Origin of the sequence: Massilia sp. Root418, from assembly GCF_001425265.1 — a bacterium.
Classification (GTDB): domain Bacteria; phylum Pseudomonadota; class Gammaproteobacteria; order Burkholderiales; family Burkholderiaceae_D; genus Rugamonas.
This window is the reverse complement of sequence record NZ_LMEC01000002.1, coordinates 1-17,295: the sequence shown is the minus strand read 5'-3', so window position 1 is coordinate 17,295 and position 17,295 is coordinate 1. Positions and strand designations below refer to the sequence as shown.

General features: G+C 65.3%; 15 protein-coding genes and 1 pseudogene. 12 read left to right on the top strand and 4 right to left on the bottom strand.

Annotated elements, in window-relative coordinates; all coding sequences use genetic code 11:
- The first annotated feature begins 20 nt into the window (after nucleotides 1-20).
- Together pdxA and rsmA are read left to right on the top strand one after the other, a co-directional pair.
- A complete protein-coding gene (gene pdxA / locus ASC94_RS05810) occupies nucleotides 21-1,130 on the top strand; it encodes a 4-hydroxythreonine-4-phosphate dehydrogenase PdxA (protein ID WP_056392236.1) in 1,110 nt (369 codons plus the stop codon).
- A gap of 10 nt (nucleotides 1,131-1,140) precedes the next feature.
- Nucleotides 1,141-1,917 (top strand): 16S rRNA (adenine(1518)-N(6)/adenine(1519)-N(6))-dimethyltransferase RsmA, encoded by a 777-nt coding sequence (gene rsmA / locus ASC94_RS05805; RefSeq protein WP_056392234.1) that lies wholly within the window; start codon nucleotides 1,141-1,143, stop codon nucleotides 1,915-1,917.
- A 237-nt stretch (nucleotides 1,918-2,154) separates the two neighbouring features.
- Here the strand turns inward: rsmA and ASC94_RS05800 are convergent, their stop codons facing one another.
- The 3 genes from ASC94_RS05800 to ASC94_RS05790 all read right to left on the bottom strand — a co-directional run bounded on the left by ASC94_RS05800 (nucleotide 2,155) and on the right by ASC94_RS05790 (nucleotide 5,035).
- Complete coding sequence (locus ASC94_RS05800) at nucleotides 2,155-2,778, bottom strand: hypothetical protein (protein ID WP_056392233.1); 624 nt, start codon at nucleotides 2,776-2,778, stop codon at nucleotides 2,155-2,157.
- Between the two features lie 14 nt (nucleotides 2,779-2,792).
- Nucleotides 2,793-3,371, bottom strand: a complete 579-nt coding sequence (locus ASC94_RS05795) for a hypothetical protein (RefSeq protein WP_056392230.1) — start codon at nucleotides 3,369-3,371, stop codon at nucleotides 2,793-2,795.
- A 149-nt stretch (nucleotides 3,372-3,520) separates the two neighbouring features.
- Nucleotides 3,521-5,035 (bottom strand): metallophosphoesterase, encoded by a 1,515-nt coding sequence (locus ASC94_RS05790; protein ID WP_229417183.1) that lies wholly within the window; start codon nucleotides 5,033-5,035, stop codon nucleotides 3,521-3,523.
- Nucleotides 5,036-5,162: 127 nt separating this feature from the next.
- Here ASC94_RS05790 and ASC94_RS05785 point away from each other — a divergent pair, with 127 nt between their 5' ends.
- Both ASC94_RS05785 and hrcA read left to right on the top strand, forming a co-directional pair.
- On the top strand, nucleotides 5,163-5,873 hold the full coding sequence (locus tag ASC94_RS05785; RefSeq protein WP_056392228.1) for an HAD family hydrolase: 711 nt from the start codon (nucleotides 5,163-5,165) through the stop codon (nucleotides 5,871-5,873).
- Between the two features lie 36 nt (nucleotides 5,874-5,909).
- Entirely contained in the window at nucleotides 5,910-6,926 is a 1,017-nt protein-coding gene (gene hrcA, locus ASC94_RS05780) for a heat-inducible transcriptional repressor HrcA (protein WP_056392226.1), read from the top strand.
- A 149-nt stretch (nucleotides 6,927-7,075) separates the two neighbouring features.
- On the opposite strand, the gene fur is transcribed toward hrcA, so the two are convergent.
- The gene (gene fur / locus ASC94_RS05775) at nucleotides 7,076-7,504 is read right to left on the bottom strand and encodes a ferric iron uptake transcriptional regulator (protein ID WP_056392224.1); all 429 of its coding nucleotides are present in this window, start codon (nucleotides 7,502-7,504) and stop codon (nucleotides 7,076-7,078) included.
- Nucleotides 7,505-7,625: 121 nt separating this feature from the next.
- On the opposite strand from fur, the gene ASC94_RS05770 reads away from it, so the two are divergent.
- From ASC94_RS05770 to ASC94_RS05730, 8 genes and pseudogenes are all read left to right on the top strand, one after another.
- A complete protein-coding gene (locus ASC94_RS05770; RefSeq protein ID WP_229417182.1) occupies nucleotides 7,626-8,243 on the top strand; it encodes an outer membrane protein assembly factor BamE in 618 nt (205 codons plus the stop codon).
- A gap of 16 nt (nucleotides 8,244-8,259) precedes the next feature.
- The gene (dapB, locus tag ASC94_RS05765) at nucleotides 8,260-9,066 is read left to right on the top strand and encodes a 4-hydroxy-tetrahydrodipicolinate reductase (RefSeq protein ID WP_056392221.1); all 807 of its coding nucleotides are present in this window, start codon (nucleotides 8,260-8,262) and stop codon (nucleotides 9,064-9,066) included.
- 2 nt (nucleotides 9,067-9,068) lie between these two features.
- Nucleotides 9,069-9,740, top strand: a complete 672-nt coding sequence (locus ASC94_RS05760; protein ID WP_056392218.1) for a MotA/TolQ/ExbB proton channel family protein — start codon at nucleotides 9,069-9,071, stop codon at nucleotides 9,738-9,740.
- A 19-nt stretch (nucleotides 9,741-9,759) separates the two neighbouring features.
- The gene (locus ASC94_RS05755; RefSeq protein WP_056392217.1) at nucleotides 9,760-10,182 is read left to right on the top strand and encodes a biopolymer transporter ExbD; all 423 of its coding nucleotides are present in this window, start codon (nucleotides 9,760-9,762) and stop codon (nucleotides 10,180-10,182) included.
- A complete protein-coding gene (locus ASC94_RS05750; RefSeq protein WP_056392215.1) occupies nucleotides 10,182-10,508 on the top strand; it encodes a barstar family protein in 327 nt (108 codons plus the stop codon). Before ASC94_RS05755 ends, ASC94_RS05750 begins: the two co-directional genes overlap by 1 nt.
- Before the next feature lie 105 nt (nucleotides 10,509-10,613).
- The gene (gene tssI, locus ASC94_RS05745) at nucleotides 10,614-13,814 is read left to right on the top strand and encodes a type VI secretion system Vgr family protein (protein WP_082616275.1); all 3,201 of its coding nucleotides are present in this window, start codon (nucleotides 10,614-10,616) and stop codon (nucleotides 13,812-13,814) included.
- Between the two features lie 782 nt (nucleotides 13,815-14,596).
- A pseudogene (locus tag ASC94_RS05735) lies at nucleotides 14,597-15,937 on the top strand (hypothetical protein); the annotation flags it as partial.
- Nucleotides 15,934-16,923 carry a PoNe immunity protein domain-containing protein gene (locus tag ASC94_RS05730; protein ID WP_056392208.1) on the top strand — a complete coding sequence of 330 codons (990 nt, stop codon included), beginning with the start codon at nucleotides 15,934-15,936 and terminating at the stop codon, nucleotides 16,921-16,923. The pseudogene ASC94_RS05735 and the gene ASC94_RS05730, both read left to right, overlap by 4 nt.
- Nucleotides 16,924-17,295 lie beyond the last annotated feature (372 nt).

The window sequence follows — 17,295 nt, the reverse complement described above, 5'->3', positions numbered from 1 at the left end:
GAAAAGGAAGGGGAGCCTCGATGAGCGCCACTTTGCAATCCGGGCGCCCCAGAGTGCGCCCCCCCGGCAGCCGTCCGGCCATCGCCGTGACCGCCGGGGAACCGGCCGGCATCGGCCCGGAAATCGCCATCCGCGCCGCCTGGGCGCTGCGCAACGAAGTCAATTGCGTGCTGCTGGGCGACGCCGCCTTCCTGGCCATGACGGCCAGCTATATCGACCCTGCCATCCGCCTGTCCGCGCTGTCGCTGCAGGCGGTGCGCAACGGCGGCCTGCCGCACTTCGGCCCCGGCACCATCAGCGTGATCGACGTGCCGCTGGCGGCCCACGTGGTGCCCGGCACCCTGGACAAGGAAAACGGCCGCGCCGTGCTGGCCACCCTGGACGCCTCCATCGAAGGCATCGCCGCCGGCTGGTTCGACGCGGTGGCCACCGCGCCGCTGCAAAAGAGCACCATCAACGACGCCGGCGTGGCCTTCTCCGGCCACACCGAATACTACGCTGAGAAAACCGGCACCGCGCAAGTGGTGATGATGCTGGCCGGCCAGCCGGTGCAGGCCCTGCCGCCGGCCGGCGAAGCCGCGCCGCCCGCGCCGCCGCCGCTGCGGGTGGCGCTGGCCACCACCCATTTGCCGCTCAAGGACGTCGCCGCCGCGCTTACGGTGGACAGCCTGGGCACCACCCTGGACATCATTGCGCACGACCTGAAGACCAAATTCGGCATTGCCGCGCCGCGCATCCTGGTGGCCGGCCTGAACCCGCACGCGGGCGAAAACGGCTACCTGGGCCGCGAAGACATTGACGTGGTGGCCCCGGCCATCGCCGCCGCGCAGGCGCGCGGCATCGACGCGCGCGGCCCGTATCCGGCCGACACCCTGTTCCAGCCCAAATACCTGCAGCACGCCGACTGCGTGCTGGCCATGTACCACGACCAGGGCCTGCCGGTGCTGAAGTACGCCACCTTCGGGCGCGGTATCAACATCACGCTCGGCCTGCCGCTGATCCGCACCTCGGTCGACCACGGCACCGCGCTCGACCTGGCCGCGCAAGGCCTGGGCCTGGCCGAATGCGGCAGCATGGAAGCGGCCATTGCCGCCGCCGCCGCCATGGCCAACGCCGCCAACAACATTTAAAAGAACACCCATGAAACACATCGCACGCAAACGCTTCGGCCAGAACTTCCTGCACGACGACAACGTCCTGTCCAGCATCACCGAATCCATCAACCCGCGCGCCGGCGACGCCATGGTGGAAATCGGGCCCGGCCTGGCGGCGATGACGGACCAGCTGCTGCGTTCCCTGCCGCACATGCACGTGGTCGAGCTGGACCGTGACCTGGTGGCGCGCCTGGAAAAGAAATACCCGCGCGACAAGCTCACCATCCACTCCGGCGACGCCCTCAAGTTCGACTTCGGCAGCATTCCGGTGCCGGAAGGGCAGAAGCTGCGCGTGGTGGGCAACCTGCCGTACAACATCTCCAGCCCGCTGCTGTTCCACCTGGCCGAGTTCGCGCCGCAGGTGCAGGACCAGCACTTCATGCTGCAGAAAGAAGTGGTCGAGCGCATGGTGGCCGAGCCGGGCAGCAAGGTGTACGGCCGCCTGTCGGTGATGCTGCAATGGCGCTACCACATGGACCTGCTGTTCGTGGTGCCGCCGGAAGCGTTCGACCCGCCGCCCAAGGTGGACTCGGCCATCGTGCGCATGATCCCGGTCGCCAATCCCTTGCCGTGCGACCGCGAGACGCTGGAAGCGGTGGTGCAGAAAGCGTTCTCGCAGCGCCGCAAGGTGATCCGCAACTGCCTGTCCGGCATGTTCACCGAAGAGCAGATCCGCGCCGCCGGCATCGACCCCACCGCCCGTCCCGAGACGGTTGCGCTGGAAGGCTACGTCGCCCTCGCCAACCTGCTCAAGCCAGTCTAAGCCACTCCGCGCCACCGCGAAAATGGGGTCAGGGTTAATTATTCGGGAAATGTTTCCCGAATAGTTAACCCTGACCCCATTTTTTGTTTTGCGAGGGCAAAAAAAAGCCCGCTCAGGGAGCGGGCTAAATCCAATTCTTTGGGAAGAAATGGAGGAGACAGGTGCAGTATGCTGCGCCGCGGAATATATCGCCAATTTATTTTGGCGATACCAGTTATTCTCCTCCTGAATGTCTTCTTACTTCGGTGCGCAGGTGACAACGATGTTGGCGCGGTTGGCGTCGCCCATCACGTCGGTGCCATTGGCAACCGTGCAACCCAGCTTGACCGGATTGACCGTGGCCGAGGTGATGTCCAGCACCGTCACGCCGTAGGGCTGGCCGTCCGCCACTGGCACGCTGAAGGTGAAGTTCGGCGTGTCCTTGGTCAGCACGACCTGGCCGCCGGTACTGCCGTTGGTCAGCTTGACGTTGTAGTCGCCCGTGATGCCGGTCACCGTGCCGCCGATGGAGTAGGTGTTCTGGTTGCAGATCACGCTGGCGGCGATGGTGGCCGTGTGGCCGGCCGAACCGCTGCCGTTGACCACGCTGCACGTCATGTGGTTGGGCTGCTTGAGCACCTTGATGTCGTAGGCCGTGCCGTAGGAAATGCTGTTGTTGAACTTGAAGCTGGTGGCGCCGACATTTACCGGCAACTGGTCGCTGCCGTTCAGCAGCACCAGGCCGCTGTTGGCCATCGGCTGCGACACGCCTTGGCTGGTGACGAATACGCCGGCCACGTCGAACGACGCTTTGCCGCCGCAGGCGCTCAGCGCCAGCAGCAGGGCCGCCGCGGCGGTAGTGCGTACAGGGAATGCTTTCATTAATGGCTCCGGGCTTAATTACAGGTAACAGCGATGGTATCGACGGCAGCCTTCGGCATGGCCGTGGCGGTGCCGTTGGCAACGGTGCAGGTCTGGCCGGCCGGCTGCTTGAGCACGGTCACGCCGTAGGGGGCGCCGTTGGGCACCAGGCCGGGGAACACGAACGTGGCGGCGCCGGCCAGCGGGGCGACGGTGTTGTCGCCGTTGGCCAGCACCAGGCCGGAGCCGGTCAGGCCAGTGATCTTGCCACCCAGCGGGTACGGGTCGGTGGTGCAGGTGATGACCGTGGTGCTGTAGGTGTAATAGTTGATCTTGTTCTTGTTGTTGCTTGGGGTGCACTGCTGGCCGTCCGGGCTCTTGTCCACCTTGACTTCAAACGCGGTGTCCGGCGCCAGCAGGTCGGGGAAGGAGAAGGTGGTCGGTGCGCCGTCGATCACCAGCTGTTTGCCGCCGTTGCTGAGGATCAGGCCGGCACGGTTCAGGCCGACAATGCTGCCGCTCACCGGCAGGCTGCCGCTGCCGCTGCCGCCGCAAGCGGCCAGCGCACTGGCCAACAGCAGGGCTGCGCCGCAACGCGAGGTCAAACTTTTCATAAAACTCTCCAGATACTGATGTAAGTACTTAAGGTAAGGAAGGCCGGGCCTTGCGGCTGCGGAGGCGATAGGCGCAATCGGCGCCTATTTTAGTGCATCCGGAACCGGCAACTTGTAACAGCTTGTGACTTTTGGCATGGCGAAACCGGCTATTGTACTTGTGTCACGCTGCATACGGAGCGTCTGCCGCTGATCTGGCAGCGGTTTTTTACGGCGCCATGCCGGTCGTGCACGGTCACCGTCCATTCGCCCGGCCCGCCGCGCTCCATGGCCATGAAGCCGAAGCCGCCGATCCAGGTACTGAACTGGTCGGCCACCGCGCCCGGCGCCGGGCTGACGCCGGCCGGCAGGCGCGCCGGCAGCGGGGCCATGTCTTCGGCGGTGCCGGAGAAGCCGGCCACGAACTGGGTGGGATGCGGGCTGGAAAAGCTCAGCTGCTGCCACAGGTGCACATGGCCGGACAGCAGCGCCTGCACGCGCGCCGGCAGCAGCTGCGGGTTGAGCGAGCCGAAACTTTGCTGCAGGCCGAGGTCGCCCAGGTGCCAGTCGAGCTGGCCATTCGGTTTGAGCTCGGCGCCCACGCCCAGGATGGGGTGGTGCATCACGCCGATGTTCCAGTCGGCCTGCTGCGACAGCGCGTCCAGCCGGCGGTAGGTGGCGCGGTACTGTTCGTAGCCAGTGTCGCCCGGCTTCAGGCCTTTCCACGTCGTGGCGGCGGTGTCGGCCACCAGCAGCTGGGCGTTGCCGCCCAGGGACACGGCGTACGGTTCGCTGTAGTCGCCGGCGCTGTCGGAGGCGGGGTCGATGCAGTCGCGGCCGCTGCGCAGGGGACGCGGGTCCAACAGCCGCCACCAGCCCTGGCCGGCGCGTTCGCAGCTTTCGTGGTTGCCACGCGCCACCACCCATGGCGCGGCCGACAGCAGGGCGGCGGCGGGGCGGAACAAGTCCTCGCGCCAGGCGTCCCAGCCGTAGCCGTAGGGGCTGCCGGCGCAGCCGGCCTTGCCGGCGGGGCAGGCGGTTTCGCGGTAGTGGTAGTCGCCCACGTGCACCACCAGGTCTGGCCGCCAGGCCGCAGCAGCCGCCGCAACCGTGGCGAAGGGATAGGCTTGCGGGTCGTTGCAGTCCTGGTATTCGTTGCCGCTTTTTTTCAGGCGGCAGCCGGTGTCGCCGATGACGACAATGCGCTGCGGTTCGGCGCGCGGCAGCGGCAAGGCGCGGCCCAGCACGCTGGCGCTGGCGGCTGCCGGCGGCAGGTCCGCTTCGCACACCCGCAGCGGGAAGGCGGACGGCTTGGCGTCGCCCTTGCCGGCGGTCGGCCGCAGCGGCAGGGTGGCGGGTGCGGCGCGCAGCGCCATCGGGCGGCTGGCGCCGTCCACGGTGATGGCGGGGCAGGCCGGCGCGTCCAGCACCACGCGCGCCACAGCGCCGGATTCGCCCATCAGCACGTAGGCGGCAAAGCCGTCCGGCGCGGCCAGGATGGCGGCCCCGGCTGGTGGCGGGGCGGGCTGCGCGGCCGCTGGCGAGGGCTGGCCGGGCTGGCCGGCACAGGCCGCCAGCAGGGCAAGCACGGCCAGCGGCGGCAGGGTGCGCAAGGCAGGCAGTGCAGACAGGCTGAGCGGTCGGGCCGGTTTGGCCTGGGCGGGCAGGCGGAACAATTGGGGCAAAGCACACTCCCTGTAGACGATCTGCCAATTTTACATGCACGGGCCGTGCCGCGTGCCGCGTGCGACGTGTCTGGCGCGGTGCACGCGTCTGTAGCCCCGCCAGCCGCAGCCGTGCGACAATATCTCCATGACAGCCCGTAAGCCTCCGAAAGCCATCCTGTTCGACCTGGACGACACCCTGTGGCCGATTGCACCCGTAATCGCCCAGGCCGAACTCACGCTGCATGCCTGGCTGGCCGAGCACGCCCCGCGCGTGGCGCAGCAATTTTCCATCGACGAGCTGCGCGCGCGCCGCATGGCGCTGCTGGCGGCGCGGCCCGAGCTGCACGTGGACCTGGCCAGCCTGCGCCGTGCCGGCCTGCAGGCCGCGTTCGCCGAGCTGGGCGAGGACGAACGCCACCTGGACGGCGCCATGCGCCACTTCTCGGCCGCGCGCAACGCCGTCAAGCTGTACGACGACGTGCTGCCCGGCCTGCTCAAGCTGAAGGATCGCCTGGTGCTGGGCACCATCACCAACGGCAACGCGGACCTTGAAGTTGTCGGCATGGCCCACCATTTCAAGGTGTCGCTGGCGGCCGCGCATTTCGGCAGCGCCAAGCCTGATCCGGCCATTTTCCTGGCCGCCTGCCGGGCGCTGAACGTGGACCCGTCCGAAGCGGTGTACGTCGGCGACGATTTGAAACTGGACGTGGAGGGCGCGCAGCGCGCCGGCCTGCGCGCGGTGTGGATGAACCGCAGCGGCAGCGCGGCCCACCTGGACGCGGGCATCGCGCCGGACGCCATCTGCGCCACTTTTGACGAACTTCTGGACTGGCTGGAGAACCAGCTGGCAGATTGATTACTGCCGGCGCGCGTCTGCGTGCATAATAAGCCTATGCAACTCGATATTCGTGCTCAAACTCTGCTCAAGGCGCTCGTGGAGCGCTACATCGCCGACGGCCAGCCGGTAGGCTCGCGCGCGCTGTCGAAGATCTCGGGACTGGAACTGTCGCCGGCCACCATCCGCAACATCATGGCGGACCTGGAGGAGCTGGGCTACGTGGCCAGCCCGCACACCTCGGCCGGCCGCATCCCCACGCCGCGCGGCTACCGCATCTTCGTCGACACCCTGCTCACCGTGCAGCACATCGACGAGAGCTCGGTGGAAGCGCGCATGCGCCTGCCCAGCCAGCAGCCGCAAAAGCTGATCGCCAACGCGGCGCAGATGCTGTCCTCGCTGTCCCAGTTCGCCGGGGTGGTGATGGCGCCGCGCCATGAATCGGTGTTCCAGCAGATTGAATTCCTGCGCCTGTCGGAAAAGCGCATCCTGCTGGTGATCGTCAGCCCGGCGGGCGACGTGCAGAACCGCATGCTGCTGACCGACGTGGACTACACGCCGGCCCAGCTGGTGCAGTCGGCCAATTACATCAACCAGCATTACAGCGGCCTGGCGCTGGAGGAAGTGCGCGGCCGCATGCAGGGCGAGCTGCGCCAGCTGCAGACCGACATGGGTCGCCTGATGCAGGCGGCGGTGGAGGCCGGCAGCGAAGCCATGGCCGACAGCGCGGACGACATGGTGATCGCCGGCGAACGCAACTTGCTGTCGGTGAGCGACCTGTCTTCCAACATGAGCTCGCTGCGCCAGATGTTCGACATGTTCGAGCAGAAGACCGGGCTGATGCAGCTGCTCGACGTGTCGAGCAAGGCGTCCGGCGTGCAGATCTTTATCGGCGGCGAATCCAACCTGGTGCCGATGGACGAGATGAGCGTGGTCACCGCGCCGTACGCGGCCAACGGCAAGATCGTCGGCACCCTGGGCGTGATCGGGCCGACCCGCATGGCTTACGAGCGGGTGATACCGATTGTGGATATTACGGCCAAGCTGCTGTCGAATGCGCTGAGCAACCACTAGGCAAGCACCAGGCAACCACTAGGCAAGCACCAGGCAAGCACCAGGCAAGCACTGAGGCGGCGGGTTACGCTACGCTAACCCGCCCTACGCGAGCGCGGGCACCGACATGCCGTAGGGCGGGTTAGTGCGGAGCACGTAACCCGCCAGCATCACGGCTTGTGCGGGCAGGCTTCCTTGACGCAGTTGCCGTAGATGGCCAGCGCGTGCTCGGCGATCTTGAAGCCGCGCGCCTCGGCGATGCTTTGCTGGCGGTGCTCGATTTCCTCGTCGAAGAATTCTTCCACACGGCCGCAGTCCAGGCACACCAGGTGATCGTGGTGCGAGCCGGCGTTCAGCTCGAAGATGGCCTTGCCGGTTTCGAAGTGGTTGCGGTTGAGCAGGCCGGCCTGCTCGAACTGGGTCAACACACGGTAGACGGTTGCCAGGCCAACATCCATATTGTCCGCCAGCAGGATCTTGTAAACATCCTCCGCAGTCAGGTGGCGCACCGGGCTATTCTGGAAAATGTCGAGGATCTTCAGGCGCGGCAAAGTCGCTTTCAGGCCGCTCGCCTTCAGGTCGGTTGGGTTGTTGCTCATGTTTCTTACTCGTGTGTGGGACAATGTGCTTTATCATATAGTGTTTTGGCACTTCCGCTCAATCGATTTGAGGTCATTTATGCGCATCACCCAGGCTACACCGCAGTCCACGTTGCACAGTATGAAACGCCGCACGCCCCTGATGGCGGGCGCGATTTGCCTCGCGCTGGCCGTTTCCGGCTGCGCCTCGCTCAGCACCCTGGGCGAGAAAAAGGGCGACCTCAAAGTCGAAGACAATGCGGTCGTGGCCGGCAAGGGCGCGCAAGTCCGCAGCATTTCGCAGCTGCAGAAGTTCATGTGGTTCTTCTCGCCGTACCGTCCGGACATCCAGCAGGGCAACTTCATTTCCCAGGAAATGCTGCAGCAGCTCAAACCCGGCATGACGCGCGACCAGGTCCGCTTCATCCTCGGCACGCCGCTGCTGCAGGACATCTTCCATGCCGAGCGCTGGGACTATCCCTTCCGCCTGGCGCGCGGCAATGGCGAAACCATCGATTCCACGGTGGTGATCTACTTCAAGGAAGGCAAGGTCGACCGCTTTGAAGGCGGCAACCTGCCCACCGAGCAGGAGTACATCGCCCTGATCGCGGGTCCCGCCAAGAACGCCAAGCAGGCGCTGAAGGACCAGGACAAGGACAAGATCGTCGCGGGCAAGCAGAACCCGCTGCCGGCCGGCACCGACAAGCCGGCGCCGTCCGCCATCGACGTGGAAATCAAAGCCAAAAACGACTCGAAATAAGCAGCCAGGAATAGTGATGACTGAACTGAACATTGCAATCGCGGGCGCGAGCGGCCGCATGGGCCGCATGCTGATCGAAGCCGTGCAGGGCACGCCGGAAGTGCGCCTGGCCGGCGCGCTGGACCGCGCAGGTTCGCCCAGCCTGGGCCAGGACGCGGCAGCCTTCTCCGGCAAACCGGCCGGCGTGGCCATCGAATCGGACCTGGCCAAGGGCCTGGCCGGCGCCGACGTGCTGATCGACTTTACCCGTCCCGAAGGCACGCTGGAGCACCTGGCCTACTGCGCCGAGCACGGCATCAAGATGGTAATAGGCACCACCGGTTTCGACGAGGCCGGCAAGGCCGCCATCGCCGAGGCGGCCAAGAAAACCGCGATCGTCTTCGCGCCCAATATGAGCGTGGGCGTGAACGTCACCCTCAAGCTGCTGCAGCTGGCGGCCAGGAACCTGAACGTCGGCTACGACATCGAGATCATCGAAGCGCACCACCGCCACAAGGTGGACGCGCCGTCCGGCACCGCGCTGAAGATGGGCGAAGTGGTGGCCGAAGCGCTGGGCCGCGACCTGAAGGATTGCGCGGTCTACGCGCGCGAAGGCGTGACCGGTCCGCGCGACCCGTCCTCCATCGGCTTTGCCACCATCCGCGGTGGCGACATCATCGGCGACCATACCGTGCTGTTCGCGGCGGACGGTGAGCGCATCGAGATCAGCCACAAGTCCAGCAGCCGGGTGTCCTACGCCAACGGTTCGGTGCGCGCTGCGCGCTTCCTGGCCGACAAGTCCGTGGGCCTGTTCGACATGAATGACGTGCTGTCGCTGAACTGACGATGGACGACCTGGAGAACCATTTCAGCCTGGCCCGCTACTGGGCCCAGGGCGATGCGCTGAGCCACGCGGTGGCTTACGTGCTGCTGGCGATGTCGCTGGTGAGCTGGTACTTCATCCTGTCCAAGGCCTATGCCTCGTGGCGGGTGCGGCGCAGCGCCGCTGCCGTGGAAACCTTCTGGAACGCGCCCACCATGGGCGACGGCGTGGCCGCGCTGGAAGCGGCCGATCCGGAACGCATCTACCTGCCGCTGGCGCAACAGGGCGCGGCGCAGGTGGACGTGGTGAACAAGCGCACCCTGGCCGGCGACATGGACCACGCCGGGCAGGTCACGCGCGTGCTGCGCGGCGCCATCCACCGCTCCACCATCAAGCTGGAAAGCGGCCTGACCCTGCTGGCCTCGATCGGTTCCACCGCGCCCTTTGTCGGCCTGCTGGGCACGGTGTGGGGCATCTACCATGCGCTGTCGGCCGTCTCCAGCCACGGCACGGTGCAGATCGACAAGATCGCCGGCCCGGTGGGCGAGGCGCTGATCATGACCGGTATCGGCCTCATGGTGGCGATCCCGGCGGTGCTGGCCTACAATGGTTTCAACCGCGTGAACCGGCTCACCCTGTCCGAACTGGACGCGTTCGCGCACGACCTGCACGCCTACCTGACCAAAGCCCGTTAAGGAAGGAAGCGAAACCGCCATGGCCTTCGGCGCATTCAACCACCACCGGCAGAAGGAAGCGATGTCCGACATCAACGTCACACCCATGGTGGACGTGATGTTGGTGCTGCTGGTGATTTTTATCCTGGGCGCGCCGGCCTTCACCAGCGCCGTCAAGCTGGACTTGCCCAAGGCGCAGGCGCAGCAGTCGCAGCAGCAGCCGGCCACGGTGACAGTGGCCATCGATGGCGCAGGCAAGCTGTACTGGAACAATGAAGCGGTCACGCAGCCCGAACTGGAGCAGCGCCTGGACGAAGCGGCCAGGCTGGACGCACAGCCCGAGCTGCAGCTGCGGGCCGACAAGGACACCCGCTACGAAATCGTGGCGCAAGTGATGGCGGCCGCGCAAACGCGCGGCCTGAGCAAGATGGGTTTCGTTACCGACCCGAAGGAAAAAAAATAATGGCTACCGCAGAACTGAACGGCGCAGCGATCAAGGATTTCGACAGCTTCCACGCCGAATGCAAGGCCGCCTTCGGCTTTCCCGACAGCTACGGCAACACCATGGACGCGTGGATCGACTGCCTGAGCTATGTGCGCGATGAGGACGGCATGACGAAGTTCCACCTCAAGCCGAACGAGCTGCTGGAGATCGTCATCAAGGACGCCGCCGCCATGAAAGCGGCGGTGCCGGATATCCTCGAAGAGATCACCTTCTGCATCGGCGGCATCAACGAGCGCTACGAAGACTACGGCGAAAAGCCCGCTCTCAAGCTGACCCTCAAATAAGTTTTTAGGTTGCTACGCGGCAATCGAATCGTTCTTGCGTGATCTGTACTTCTGGGTTGTAATCTCAGCCGTACATATAAAATCGCTAACATTCCAACGCCGCCGATGCCCGCGCCTGACTTCACTCAAGCAAGCCGTTTGCTGCAATTGTTCACCCCGCTGGGGGCGGACGTGCTGCTGGCCGAGCGCGTGCGCGCCGAGGAAGCGCTGGGCGCCGGCTTCCGCCTGCAGATCGACGCACTCTCCACCGATGCCGGCCTGGGCCTGCGGGCGCTGATCGGCCAGCCGGCCCTGCTGCAGCTGCTCACCCAGCAAGCCGGCGCGCCGCGCGCCTTCCACGGTCACATCACGGCAGCCGAGCTGAGCGGTGCCGAAGGCGGCTTTGCCCGCTACGCGCTGACCGTGCAGCCGTGGACCGCCTTCCTGGCCCACGGCCGCGACAGCCGCGTATTCCAGGACGTCACCGTGTTCGACATCCTGGACGCCGTATTCGCCCGCTGGAACGGCCAGGGCAAGCTGGCGCCGGCCTGGCGCTTCGACATCCAGGACCGTGCGCAATACCCGCGCCGCAGCCTGGTCACCCAGTACCAGGAAAGCGACTTCGCCTTCGCCGAGCGGCTGATGAGCGAGGAGGGCCTGTTCTACTACTACGAGCACAGCGGCGACCCGGCCAGCCCGGGCCTGGGCGTGCACACGCTGGTGATCGCCGACCACAACGGCAGCTTCCAGCCCAATCCCTGCGGCGAAGTGCGGTTCACGCAGCCGGGCGCCGTCATGCAGCAGGACAGCATGGACCGCTGGCGCACCGAATTCCGGCTCGGCACCAACGCCGTGGAGCTGCTCAGCTGGGACTACCGCGTAGTGGACGAACGCGGCGTGAGCGCCGCCAGCGTGGACCCGGCCGGTGACGGCGCGCCGCTGGCCATCCGCGACGCGCCCGGCCAGTACGCCTATGTCAGCCGCGAGCACGGCCAGCGCATCGCGCAGCGCCAGCTGGAGGCGCTGGAAGCGGAGCAGGAAGTGCACGTGGGCGCCGGCACCGTGCGCACCCTTAGCCCCGGCACCACCTTCACCCTGAGCGGCGAAGCGACGCTGGACGCCGCCGGCGGCGACGCCCGCGCCATGCTGGTGGTGCGCGCCGTCCACCTGATGCACAACAACCTGGCGGCAGACATGCGCGCCGCCGTGGCCCGCGCGCTGCCCGCCAGTCCGCTGCAAGCCTTGCTGGACGGCGAACTGGGCGCCGTACTGCACAGCGCCGCCGTTTCTGCCGTTGGCGCCGGTACTGCCGGCAGCACCGTAGCAGCCCCAACCGCTGCCGCCAGTGCCACTGCCGCCGCCGCCGGGGCCTCCGGGCGCGCTGCCGGCCTGCTCGACAGCACCGCCAGCGTACACGCTGCCGGCGACAGCATCGCCGAGCGCCCGCTGTACCGCAACCGCATCGACGCCATCCGCGCCGCCGTGCCCTATCGCACGCGGCGCGACGATGGCCTGGGCCACCTGCTGCGTCCCCGTCCCGCCGTGCGCGGCCAGCAGACCGCGCTGGTGGTGGGCCCGGCCGGCGTGCCCGTGTACACCGACCGCGACCATCGCATCAAGGTGCAGTTCCACTGGCAGCGCGGGGACGCCAGCCACAGCCGCCTGGCGCACCCGGACCCCGCCAGCCACACCGGCGCGCCAGCCGATGATCAGGCCGGTACCTGGGTCCGCGTCGCCACGCCGCTGGCACCCGTGGCGGGCGCCAATTGGGGCAGCAACGCCGTGCCCCGCGTGGGCCAGGAAGTGCTGGTGGACTTCATCGAAGGCGACATCGACCGCCCCGTCGTGATCGGCGTGCTCTACAACGGCAAAGGCGCTGCGGACGCGCAAAGCAACCAGGTGGCGCAAGGTGGCGGCAGCGCCACCGGCAACGCCAGCGCCTGGTTCCCCGGCCAAGGCGCTGCCCACGCGCATCCGGCAGTGCTGTCCGGTATCAAGAGCCAGGCCCTGCAAGCGAGCCAGCGCGGCGACGGCAGCTACCGCCAGCTGGTGTTCGACGACAGTCCCGGCCAGCCTCGCGTGGCCCTGCAGCACCACGCCAGCCCGCACACCGGCACGGCCGAACTCAACCTCGGCCATTTGCGCCACCAGACCGACAACCAGCGCCTGGCCCCGGCCGGCTTCGGCGCCGAGCTGAAGGCCGAGCACGCCACGGCGTTGCGCGCCGGCGCCGGCATGCTGCTGTCGGCCGACGCCCGCGCCGGCGGCATCGGCGCCCACATGGACGCGCGCGAAGCGCAGACCCAGCTGCAGAGCGCTGCCCAGCTGCAAACCCAGCTGGCCGATACCGCCCAGCAGCACAACGCCGGCCTGCCGGACGCCAACGGCGCCAAGCCCGCGCCGGCCGAGCTGCCCGCCATCAAACAGACCACGCAGAACGCCGAAGCATTGGGCGCGGTGGCGGGCGGCAGCGCCATGAGTGGCGGCAGCGAGGGGGGCGAAGGCGGCTTGGGCGATGCCGTCGCCTACAGCCAGCCGCTGCTGCAACTGTCCAGCCCCGCAGGCATTGCCGCGCTCACGCCGGCCTCCGCCATCGTCACCGCAGCGGCCCACAGCGCCATCACCGCCGGCCAGGACATCGACCAGGCCGCGCAAGGCAACCTGCTGCACCAGGTCAAATCCGGCATCACCCTGTTCACCTACGGCAAAGCCGGCAACGCCGACAAGCCCAACCAGGAAACCGGCATCCGCCTGCACGCTGCCAGCGGCAAGTTCAGCAGCCAGAGCCAGTCCGGCCCCACGCGTGCTACGGCCGACAAGGCCATCACCGTGGCCAGCACCGCCGGCAGCATCACCGCCGCCGCGCGCCAGCACGTGCTGCTCACGGCGCAGGGCGCCTACATCCGGCTCGAAGGCGGCAACATCGAGGTGCACGGCCCCGGCACCATGGACTTCAAGGCCGCCATGAAGGACCTGACCGGCCCGTCCAGCGCCAGTCCCGAACTGCCCGCACTGCCGCACCCGGACAACATCAACAACGACATCGAACTGCGCTTCCAGTACGACGACCTGGACGGCGTGCCCGGCGCACCTTTCCTGGTCACCTTCGCCAACGGTACCGTCCGCAAAGGCAAGCTGGACGACAAAGGCCACGCCCAGCTCACCAACGTGCCGCCGGGCGAATACACGGTGGAGTTCGGTGAAGACCCGCGCGACTGGGAATCGCCGCCGCTGCCGGAACCCGAGCACAGGAAAGCCGACGTGCGCGAGCAGGGCCGGCTGGCCGTCGAGCAGGCGCGCGCCGAGTATGAAAGGGGGCAAGCTTGAGCATCATCAGCGACTGCGTGCAGTTTCTTGAAGACCTCATCATGGGCGACTTCAAYGACGAGCAAATGGTCTCCGCGCAGATCATCGGCGGCCTGGTCTCGCTGATTCCCGTGATGGACCAAGTGATGGACGTGCGCGACATCTCCGGCACCCTGTACCGCATCAACAAGCACGGCGGCTTCGCCAAGGCCTCGCTGGACCAGAAAGTGGACCTTGGCTTCGCCGCCTTCGGCGTGGTTCCGAAGTGGGCAGCGCCTTCAAGACCNGCCTTCGCTGCCGGAACCCGAGCACAGGAAAGCCGACGTGCGCGAGCAGGGCCGSCTGGCCGTCGAGCAGGCGCGCGCCGAGTATGAAAGGGGGCAAGCTTGAGCATCATCAGCGACTGCGTGCAGTTTCTTGAAGACCTCATCATGGGCGACTTCAATGACGAGCAAATGGTCTCCGCGCAGATCATTGGCGGCCTGGTCTCGCTGATACCCGTGATGGACCAGGTGATGGACGTGCGCGACATCTCCGGCACCCTGTACCGCATCAACAAGCACGGCGGCTTCGCCAAGGCCTCGCTGGACCAGAAAGTGGACCTTGGCTTCGCCGCCTTCGGCGTGGTTCCCGAAGTGGGCAGCGCCTTCAAGACCGTGTTCAAGCCCCTGTACCGGCAGCGCAAGCGCGCCAAGGGCGTCATCAATAGCGGCGTGGCGATGATCGAAACCATGCTCGGCAAAAAAAAAGGGCGGTGCCGTGCGCTGGGTGCGCGCGCTGGACTGGGCGGGCAACACGCAAGNGTGGGCAGCGCCTTCAAGACCGTGTTCAAGCCCCTGTACCGGCAGCGCAAGCGCGCCAAGGGCGTCATCAATAGCGGCGTGGCGATGATCGAAACCATGCTCGGCAAAAAAAAGGGCGGTGCCGTGCGCTGGGTGCGCGCGCTGGACTGGGCGGGCAACACGCAAGCGGCCATCATCCAGGCCAACATGGCGCTGGAAAGCTGTATCGCCATGCTGGACTACCTGGGCCAGAAACACTGGTGGTGCCCCGACCGCATCGAACAGCTCGCGCGCGACGTCGCCCCCAGCCTGCGCGCCATGCGCGGCAAGCTCGCCGCCCCGATCCGCGAAGCGGCTGCCGAGATCCGCAAATTTCTGGAAGGCCTGCTGGGCGAGCATGCGGCTGCCGTGGCGATGTCGGTGGCAGGGAACGCTGCCATGTCGCGCGGCGGCGGTACCCCCGCCAGACGTGCAAACGGTGCGCGCAACATACCTAATGCGCCGAAGCATAAAGATTTGGAAACGCCTCGCACGCAGGCGCGGCAGAAACAGGGAGCCACAGCCAATGTGATACAGAAAGTAGCTTTCACAGCTTATTCCCAACTAGATTACGCCCTTAAAGGACTGCTGGGAGAGCATATCGTTGACCACCACGTAATTGAGCAGAAGGGCTGGGGACTGCAATGGAATAAGCATGACATGATCGCAAGGGCGAGCGGCGGCAAAAAGTCAGGATGGCAGGGAGTGTATAGGAAAATCAATGACGATGAGATACCCATATATTTATGCACGCCTAAAGCACATGTCCTTACTAGCGGTATAGATTCACTTTGGTTCACAGATCGCGCAAGGCCAAAGCAATACGCCGTTGTCGAGGCGAAGGCCAGTATGAATCCTGCCCCTCAGTTGCTGAATCTCTTGGGGGAAGCTAATGCCAGTTTCGCGCCAAAAGGCGGGCAGCGGGTATCGGGTTCGCGAAGCAGCACGAAAGGGACGCGTCTTGCTGCTGCTGGCCAAGCGCCCAAGGCGCCTACTCCCAAAGTGATGCAGATGAGCCACGAGTGGATTCGAGCCCGGATCGAGAGGGACTTCGAGCGCCTGCGCGCACGCATAGTCGGAAACTATTCCAGGCACGTGATGGTGGTAACTCCGCCCCAAGCCTATTCACATGTTGTGGCGCTTGGGAAAATTTTGAAAGACAAGATGGAAAGCAATCCTGTTAGAGCACAAGTATATGCGGAAGAGCACGCCAGTCACGATATTGCCCTTGAGTTCGGTGAAGCAGCACTTGATGATGCGAACAAAACGTATAGCCAAAATGGCAAACCACCAAGAAAACCAGCAGCGGGAAAAAGAAAATGAGCAAGGAATTCGATTTGAATCGTAGGCAGCCATACATTGACGAACAAAGCTTCACCAATACCATTGCCCATTTCCGCGCGGATGATGCCATCTATAGTGCTAACTTGGTGGAATGGCGTGACAAGCCATATGAAAGAACTGTAGCGTTGGGATTCATGGCTGGGCAGTTATGGAATGAGTTTCAGTTGCGATATACCGCAGGCGTTGCACTTCAGAATCTGGCGGTCATGCTGCCTGCTGTCGTGCAAGCGTACGAGCGCGAAGCGAAGTCTGGAGACGAACTTCCGGAGGATCAATACTTCCCTGTGTTTACGCTGGGAGAGCCTATTGATGAGTACGTCGACTATTTGGGTATTCTGTGCGCCGCGATCCTGCTTCATAAGGAAGAGCTTGTCCCGCGCATTTGTTCTTTGTTGGAGGGTACCGATTACGACGGCGCCGACCTCATTGTGGAAGAGCTGCTCAAGTTCTATCTGCCTGATCGGCCGATTGGGGATGAGTGGCTGTGGGATAAGCCGTATGGAATGCTGGTGGAGGTCATCGACTGCGATAGCCCGGTAGCCCGCGCTAAAGCCATGAAAAAATACGTCACCAAGTGGTACTCTGCCATGAAAGGGCAGGCGCATTTTTGGGGAAAACACGAGAAAATTGAGCCTGACTTCTCGCCTTACTCTGGATACTGGGCAATGTGCTCCGCCGCATTCACTTATCTTTACGACATTGACGACACCGGTTACCGGGATGAGGTTGTGTATCCGAAGGATCTCGTTGATTATGCCCGTAGCATGCCACGTCGGCCAGTGAGGCTTGACGGTGGCGTAGAGTTGCTCCGTGTCGCGGGTGGCCAGACCTGTCCGCGGGCGGGGAACTGGTTTAGTCCAGCCAAGGAGGACAGCGCGCGCCATTTCAACGAAGGCGAACATATGCCATCGTTCGATGCATCGGAGTACGGCCAGACAATATGGCAGTGGAGCCCTAGTGTCTAGACATGCGCGGCGGGCTATATCGTAGAACGCGAATTTTTCGGGGAGGCGGTGCCAGCCGTACATTGATGAAGCGGTCGAAGCCTGTGAGCGTGAAGCGGAGGCGCAGGGCTCCACCGTCCGCAAAGCAAGCTCGACGACAAAGGCCACGCCCAGCTCACCAACGTGCCGCCGGGCGAATACACCGCGGAGTTCGGTGTAGGCCCGCGCGACTGGGAATCGCCTTCGCTGCCGGAACCCGAGCACAGGAAAGCCGACGTGCGCGAGCAGGGCCGCCTGGCCGTCGAGCAGGCGCGCGCCGAGTATGAAAGGGGGCAAGCTTGAGCATCATCAGCGACTGCGTGCAGTTTCTTGAAGACCTCATCATGGGCGACT